General features: G+C 70.0%; 7 protein-coding genes and 1 pseudogene. 6 read left to right on the top strand and 2 right to left on the bottom strand.

Annotated elements, in window-relative coordinates:
- Nucleotides 1–228 precede the first annotated feature (228 nt).
- Nucleotides 229–1761 carry an SDR family NAD(P)-dependent oxidoreductase gene (locus tag DDV73_RS10365; RefSeq protein WP_109507140.1) on the top strand — a complete coding sequence of 511 codons (1533 nt, stop codon included), beginning with the start codon at nt 229–231 and terminating at the stop codon, nt 1759–1761.
- A gap of 4 nt (nt 1762–1765) precedes the next feature.
- On the opposite strand, the pseudogene DDV73_RS10360 reads toward DDV73_RS10365, so the two are convergent.
- Nucleotides 1766–2802: pseudogene (locus DDV73_RS10360) on the bottom strand (NADP-dependent oxidoreductase).
- Nucleotides 2803–2961: 159 nt separating this feature from the next.
- Between DDV73_RS10360 and DDV73_RS10355 the strand changes: the two are divergent.
- From DDV73_RS10355 to DDV73_RS27870, 5 genes are all read left to right on the top strand, one after another.
- Nucleotides 2962–3834 carry an esterase/lipase family protein gene (locus DDV73_RS10355; protein ID WP_109507139.1) on the top strand — a complete coding sequence of 291 codons (873 nt, stop codon included), beginning with the start codon at nt 2962–2964 and terminating at the stop codon, nt 3832–3834.
- A 25-nt stretch (nt 3835–3859) separates the two neighbouring features.
- On the top strand, nt 3860–4507 hold the full coding sequence (locus tag DDV73_RS10350) for a TetR/AcrR family transcriptional regulator (RefSeq protein ID WP_109507138.1): 648 nt from the start codon (nt 3860–3862) through the stop codon (nt 4505–4507).
- Nucleotides 4508–4605: 98 nt separating this feature from the next.
- Nucleotides 4606–4764, top strand: coding sequence for a hypothetical protein (locus DDV73_RS27875; RefSeq protein WP_154402705.1), 159 nt, complete (start codon nt 4606–4608; stop codon nt 4762–4764).
- Nucleotides 4765–4855: 91 nt separating this feature from the next.
- A complete protein-coding gene (locus DDV73_RS10345) occupies nt 4856–6382 on the top strand; it encodes an alpha/beta fold hydrolase (RefSeq protein ID WP_109507137.1) in 1527 nt (508 codons plus the stop codon).
- Nucleotides 6383–6467: 85 nt separating this feature from the next.
- Nucleotides 6468–6644 carry a hypothetical protein gene (locus tag DDV73_RS27870; RefSeq protein ID WP_154402704.1) on the top strand — a complete coding sequence of 59 codons (177 nt, stop codon included), beginning with the start codon at nt 6468–6470 and terminating at the stop codon, nt 6642–6644.
- A gap of 82 nt (nt 6645–6726) precedes the next feature.
- On the opposite strand, the gene DDV73_RS29465 is transcribed toward DDV73_RS27870, so the two are convergent.
- Nucleotides 6727–6849, bottom strand: a complete 123-nt coding sequence (locus DDV73_RS29465; RefSeq protein ID WP_276310110.1) for a hypothetical protein — start codon at nt 6847–6849, stop codon at nt 6727–6729.
- Nucleotides 6850–6851: the final 2 nt, after the last annotated feature.

Genomic DNA, 6851 nt, shown 5'->3' with positions numbered 1-6851 from the left:
CGAACTCAACGACAGGCCCCGCAAACGCCTCGACTACGCTCGCCCCTCAGAGGCCATCCAAGACCTCTTGTTGCGTTGACCGCCCGAACTCGCCCAAGGTACCCAGTGAATCCGTCCCACCCCGTGCGAAGTTTCCCGTGGGGAGGGACGGTTTCACTGGGGACCTTGCGAAACTGCCCAGCCATCGCCGATGCCACCCGGACCGCCCGGCAAACCTAGAATCACTCGGTGAGCACGCACGAACCTGCACCCGAGCAGCCACTCGACCGGATCGACCCGGACGAGCTGGCGATCACGCTCAAGGTGCTCGGCCAGCTGCCGACGCTGCCGCCGGAACACGACGACATCCGAACCGTGAAGCGGGCCGCGTCGTACATGTACAAGATGATCAAGAAGGCCCGCCGAGCCGAGATCCGCATGGAGCGGCAGCTGCACGACCAGCGGATCATCGAGAGCACGGCGACGGGCTCGGCGCTCCGGATCGACGACGAGACCGCCGGCATCCCGCTGGTCTCCACCGCGCAGGGCGCCTTCGCGGGTGAGCTGATCACCGCCCGGGGCTGCTACATCTGCAAGGAGGACTTCACCCTCGTCGACGCGTTCTACCACTGGCTCTGCCCGAAGTGCGCGGCGTTCTCCCACACCAAGCGCGACCAGCGCACCGACCTCACCGGGCGCCGGGCGCTGCTGACCGGCGGCCGCGCGAAGATCGGCATGTACATCGCCCTCCGGCTGCTCCGCGACGGCGCGCACACCACGATCACCACCCGCTTCCCGAAGGACGCCGTCCGCCGCTTCTCCGCCATGGAGGACAGCGCCGACTGGCTGCACCGGCTCAAGATCGTCGGCATCGACCTGCGCGACCCGACCCAGGTGGTGGCGCTGACCGACGACGTCGCTGCCGACGGTCCGCTCGACATCATCATCAACAACGCGTGCCAGACCGTACGCCGACTGCCGGGGGCGTACTCACACCTCATCGACGGCGAGAACGCACCGCTCGGGAGCCCGGAGTCGTACGGCGTCAAGGCGCTGCCGGAGATGGTCACCTTCGACCGGATCTCCGAGGCGCACCCGGCTGCGATCGCGGGCGCACTCTCCGACACCGCTGTGGCGCACCACGAGGGCGAGACCGCCGAGGCCGCGCTGGCCGCCCACAACGCCGCGTCGATGACCGCGCTGGCGCTCAAGGCCGGCGGCGCCTCGCTCGAGCAGCACCTGGCCGGAACGGCGATCGATGCCGGTGGCCTGATCCCCGACATCCAGCAGAACAACTCCTGGACCCAGGTGCTCGACGAGGTGGACCCGCTGGAGCTCCTCGAGGTGCAGTTCTGCAACTCGATCGCGCCGTTCCTCATCAACAGCCGGCTCCGGCCGGCGCTGCGGGCCGCCGTACAGAACGGCGCGCGACGGGCGTACATCGTCAACGTCTCGGCGATGGAGGGGCAGTTCTCGCGCCGCTACAAGGGCGCCGGGCACCCGCACACCAACATGGCCAAGGCGGCCCTCAACATGCTGACCCGGACCAGCGCCGGCGAGATGTTCGAGACCGACCAGATCCTGATGACCGCCGTCGACACCGGCTGGATCACCGACGAGCGGCCGCACCACGAGAAGCTCCGGATCGCCGCCGAGGGCTGGCACGCGCCGCTCGACCTGGTCGACGGCGCGGCCCGCGTCTACGACCCGATCGTGATGGGCGAGGCCGGCGAGGACATCTACGGCTGCTTCGTGAAGGACTACCAGCCGAGTCCCTGGTAGCGGGTCAGAGGCTGACCACCATCTTCCCGGTGTTCTGCCCCTGCAGCATGCCGCGGAACGCCTCCACCGCGTTGTCGAGGCCGTCGACCACGGTCTCGTCGGCGACGATGTCACCGGCGGCCAGCGCGGTCCGACCTCGGCGACGAAGTCGCCGAAGCGGTCGTCGTGGTCGAGGACGATGTAGCCCCTCATCGTCAGCCGCTTGCCGACGAACAGGGCGGTGTTGGCGGGACCCGGGACCGGAGAGGTCGCGTTGTAGCCCGCGATCGAGCCACACATCGCGATCCGGCCGTTGACCTTCAACGACGAGATCGCGGCCTCGAGGTGGTCGCCGCCGACGTTGTCGAAGTAGACGTCGATCCCGTCCGGAGCGGCCTCACCAAGCAGCTGCGAGACCCGGCCGTCCCGGTAGTTGAAGGCGGCGTCGAACTTGAGTACGTCGGTCAGGTAGGCGACCTTCTCCGGCGAGCCGGCGCTGCCGACCACGCGCGAGGCGCCACGCAGCCGGGCCAGCTGGCCGGCGATGCTCCCGACCGCCCCTGCCGCGCCGGAGACGAAGACCGCGTCGCCCGGCTTGAAGCTCGCGATGTCCATCAGCCCGACGTACGCCGTCAGCCCGGTCATGCCGAGCGCGCCGAGGAAGACCGACGGCGAGACACCCTCGATCGGGTCCAGCCGGCGGGCCTTGCCGGCGTCGAGCAGCGCGTGCTCGCGCCAGCCGAGGCCGTGCAGGACCAGGTCGCCGGGCGCGAAGCCGTCGGCCGCCGACTCGACGACCTCGCCGACCGCACCGCCGTCGAGCGCCGCGCCGATCTGGAACGGCGGGATGTAGGACTTCACGTCGTCCATCCGCGGCCGCATGTAGGGGTCGACGGACATGAAGAGGTTGTGCACCACGAGCTGGCCGTCGGCCGGCGCCGGAAGCGTGGTCTCGACGAGGGTGAAGTTCTCGGCGGCGGGCAGGCCCGTCGGACGGGAAGCTAGGTGGATCTCACGGGTAGTCAGCACGCTCTCCTCAAGGCCCGCGGACCGGTCCCGCATTCCCGGCGGCCGGTGTGAGCTGTCACAGCCGGGGCTCGGTCTCGGTGGGAACTCCTCCACAGTTCCAACAAGATGCCTTGTTACTAACTGGTCATCGTGTTGCCATTGGTGACCGCCGCCACACGACGTGAGCGGCCCAGCAGGCTTGGGAGGGCCAGCATGTCCGCTAACGCCATCCGGACCGGAGTCATCCGGCTCGTCTTCGCCACCCTCACTGTCGTAGGGCTGGCCGTGGTCCCGGCTCCCGCCGCACAGGCGGCGCCCAGCTCGGGATACAACGACTGGAGCTGCAAGCCGAGCGCCGCGCACCCCGAGCCGGTCGTGCTGATGCACGGGCTCGGCGCCAGCGGGGACCTCAACTTCGCGCTGCTCGGCCCGACCCTGAAGTCGGCCGGCTACTGCGTCTACTCGTTCACCTACGGCACCACCTACTACAGCGAGTTCGTCGGCGGCCTCGACTCGATGCCGAACAGCGCGGGCGAGACCGCCGTCTTCGTCGACAAGGTGCTGGCCGCGACCGGCGCCACGAAGGTCAGCATGGTGGGCCACTCCGAGGGCACCACGGTGTCGGCGTACTACATCAAGTTCAACGGCGGCGCGGACAAGGTCAAGCGGTGGGTCGGCTTCGGCTCCAACCTCGCCGGCACCACGCTGAACGGGCTGACCACGCTGTCAGACCTGCTCGGCCTCGGCCCGGTCCTGACGGCCGGCGGCTGCCCGGCGTGCGCGGAGTTCTCGGTCAACTCGCCGTTCTTCCAGAAGCTCAACGGCACCGGTGGACTGGCCGTCGACGGACCGACGTACACCAGCATCATGACCAGGTACGACGAGATCGTGACGCCGTACACCAGCGGCCGGCTGCCGGCCCGGGCCAACACCAAGAACATCGTGCTGCAGGACAGCTGCGGGTGGGATTTCTCCGGTCACCTCGGCGTGGCCTGGTCACCGAACGTCGCCAACATCATCAAGAACGAGCTCGACCCGGCCAACGCCCGGAACTTCTGGTGCGTGCCGATCCCGTGGCTGGGCTGAGCGCGCCGAGTAGCCTCGGTCGCCTATGACCACCACCCCTCGCACCCCCGTTCAGCGACCGCGCCGGATCCGCGGCCTGGACGCCGAGCAACGCCGAGAGCAGCGCCGAGAGGCGCTGCTCGAGGCGGCTCTCGAGCTCTTCGCCAGACAGGGTTTCGCCGGCACCACGATCGAGCAGCTCTGCCAGCAGGCGTACGTCGGCACGAAGGCGTTCTACGAGACGTTCCAGAGTCGCGAGGACCTCTACGCGGGTCTGCTGCAGCGGATCACCGACAGCACCTTCGCCCGGCTCGCCGACACCGTCACCGACGAGGACGACGAGACCACCGGCTCGCGCCGGCTGATCGAGGAGTTCGCGCACGCCTTCGTCGATGACATCAGGATCGCGAAGGTCTCGTTCGGCGAGGGCAGCGCGATCACCCCGGCCGCCGAGCGCCAGCGCCGTGGCAACCGCCGGGCCGCCGTCGCCTTCATCGAGAGCCACTGGGCTCGGTTCGGCGAGACCATCACCTCCCGGCACCACGACATCGCGATCGGCCTGATCGGCGGCCTCTTCGACATCGTCGCCGACTGGACCCTCGACGCCACCGACGCTGAGGACCCGGCCGCCGGCATCTCGGTGCTGATTCGGCGCCTGCAGGCCTTCTACGCCGCCACCCGCGCCGGCATGTAGCTCGCTGCAAGAAAGTTGTTGGGATCCGGGCCGTCCGCCGCTCCTACCTTCAGACGGCCACCGCAACGGCGGCCCGACACCCGAAGGTGGTGGCAGCGATGAACGAGATCACGATGCAGCGGACCAGGGTGGCCCGGCGTACGGCCGACCCGACCACGCCCGGCCGGGCCCGCGTCTGCGGCTGCGGTCAGTGGTTGGACCGGTGCGCGCGGCGGCACTGCCCGCGCTGTGGGCAGACGCTCGCCCCGGCCGCCTGACCCGGCTGCCGGCAAATGGTGGGGTCAGCCCTACCAGCAGACTCCTGCTGGGCCCACTGACGCGACCGGCGCGCGCTGGTGGGCTGGAGACATGAGACCTCCCACTCGAATCCTGGCCCTGACCACCGCCCTAGCCCTCGCCGCCGTGGCCGCACCCGCTGCCGGCGCCACCCAGCCCCGCAGCGGCCTGGACCGCTTCGTGCACCAGCACGTCAACTGGACCAAGTGTCAGCTCGGCCCCGACGATGAGGTCGGCAAGGAGCTGGACGCCGCCGGCGCCCGATGCGCCGACATCACCGTGCCCGTGGACTACGCGAACCCCGACGGGCGGACCATGACGGTGGCCATCTCGCGGCTCGAAGGATCCGACCGGCGGCACCGGGTCGGCGCACTGTTCCTCAACAGCGGCGGGCCCGCCGGTACCGCCGTGGACATGCCGCTCTCGATCAGCCAGGCGATGGGCCGGGTGGCCGAGCGCTACGACCTGATCGGCATGGACCCGCGGTTCGTGGGCCGCAGCACGCCGCTCGACTGCGGCTGGCCGGTCGGCAGCATGATCATGTCCGCCGGCGTGGACCGCGCAGGGTTCGAGCACGCGGTCGGGATCTCCCGCGACCTCGCCGAGCGCTGCGGCCGGACCGAGGCCGACGTACTGCCGTTCGTGACCACCCGCAACACCGCCCGCGACATGGACCTGATCCGCGCCGTACTCGGCGAGCGGAAGCTCTCCTACCTCGGCTACTCCTACGGCAGCTACCTCGGCGCGGTGTACGCCGAGCTGTTCCCGCGGCGCGTGGACCGGTTCGTGCTCGACGGGCCGATCGACCCGGACAGCTACTCCGCGCGGCTGCTCGAGCAGTCCGGCCCCGCCAACGAGGAGGCCCTCGCCGCGTGGGCAGGCTGGGCGGCGGAGCGGGATGCGACGTACCACCTCGGCGACACGCAGGCCGACGTGCTGACCGCCGTACACGCAACCATCGCGGCAGCAGCCGAGCGGCCGCTGCGGATCGGCGAGTACCGGGTCGGCGCCGACTTCCTGCCGACGCTCTACTTCGCGCTCCTCGGCAGCGACCTCAATGGTCCGCGGGACGTGCTGGCCCGGGCGACCCGGGTCTTCGTCGACGCCGTCGGCCAGGGCGCCGCCGAACCGACCGATGAGCTTTCGGCGATGCTGGAGTTCATGCTGACCGACTCCGAGTCGGCGCTGGCCAGCGTCCAAGCCGCCATCATCTGCGGCGACTCGGCTCAGCCCGGTGGCGACGTCGAGCAGATGTGGCGCCGGATCGAGGGCGAGCGCGCGCGACTGCCGTTCGCCGCGCCGCTGGTCCATAACGTCAACCCGTGCGACTTCTGGCCGACCGCGCCGCGCGAGCCGCTGACCAGGGTCGACACCAACGTCTCGGCGCTGATCGTGGCCTCGACCGGCGACCCGCGCACGATCTACCCCAACGCGGCGGAGCTGCGCGACGCACTGAGCAGCCGCAGCCGGGTCGTCTCCGTGCCGGGCAACCATCACGGCGTGTACGCCGAGTACGGCAACGCCTGCGCCGACGCCACCGTCAACTCCTACCTCGCCAGCGGCCGCCTACCGCGCCGCGACGTGGTTTGCGGTCGGTAGGCGGCGGCGAAGCCCGCGACCGAAACCCTTTGGGCGGGTTGCGCGTCGCGGGCCTACGCTGCGTTGGCCGTAGAAGGGAGTGGTCGTGGGCAAGCGAATCGCGCGCCGCGAACTGCGTGAGAGCGGCGTCCCGCCAGGACGAAGTGCCGAGCTCCAGATCACGCCGGCCCGCACACGCCGTCCATTCAGCGAGATCGAGCGGGTGACCGTCGAGGAGTCGACCGAATCGGCCTTGGATGAGTTGCGCGAGGAGCGCCTCTGATCATGTGCGTCGGCGACATGGCCACCACTGACTTGCGAGCCCGCCTGGCCTTGGTTTCGGGACGGCTGCCAGCGCAACCTCCTCAACCAGCGGCAGCGGTGGCGGTGGGCACCACGTCGTAGTCGGCGGGGTCGAACTTGGCCTGCTGCTTGTACTGGATGCCGAGCCAGGGCCAGTAGGGCTGACCCGGCTCAGGTTCACGCACCA

This window comes from Nocardioides speluncae, assembly GCF_003121585.1.
In the GTDB taxonomy this organism is placed as follows: domain Bacteria; phylum Actinomycetota; class Actinomycetes; order Propionibacteriales; family Nocardioidaceae; genus Nocardioides; species Nocardioides speluncae.
The sequence above is the reverse complement of the archived record's forward strand: the minus strand, read 5'-3'. Positions and strand labels throughout refer to the sequence as shown.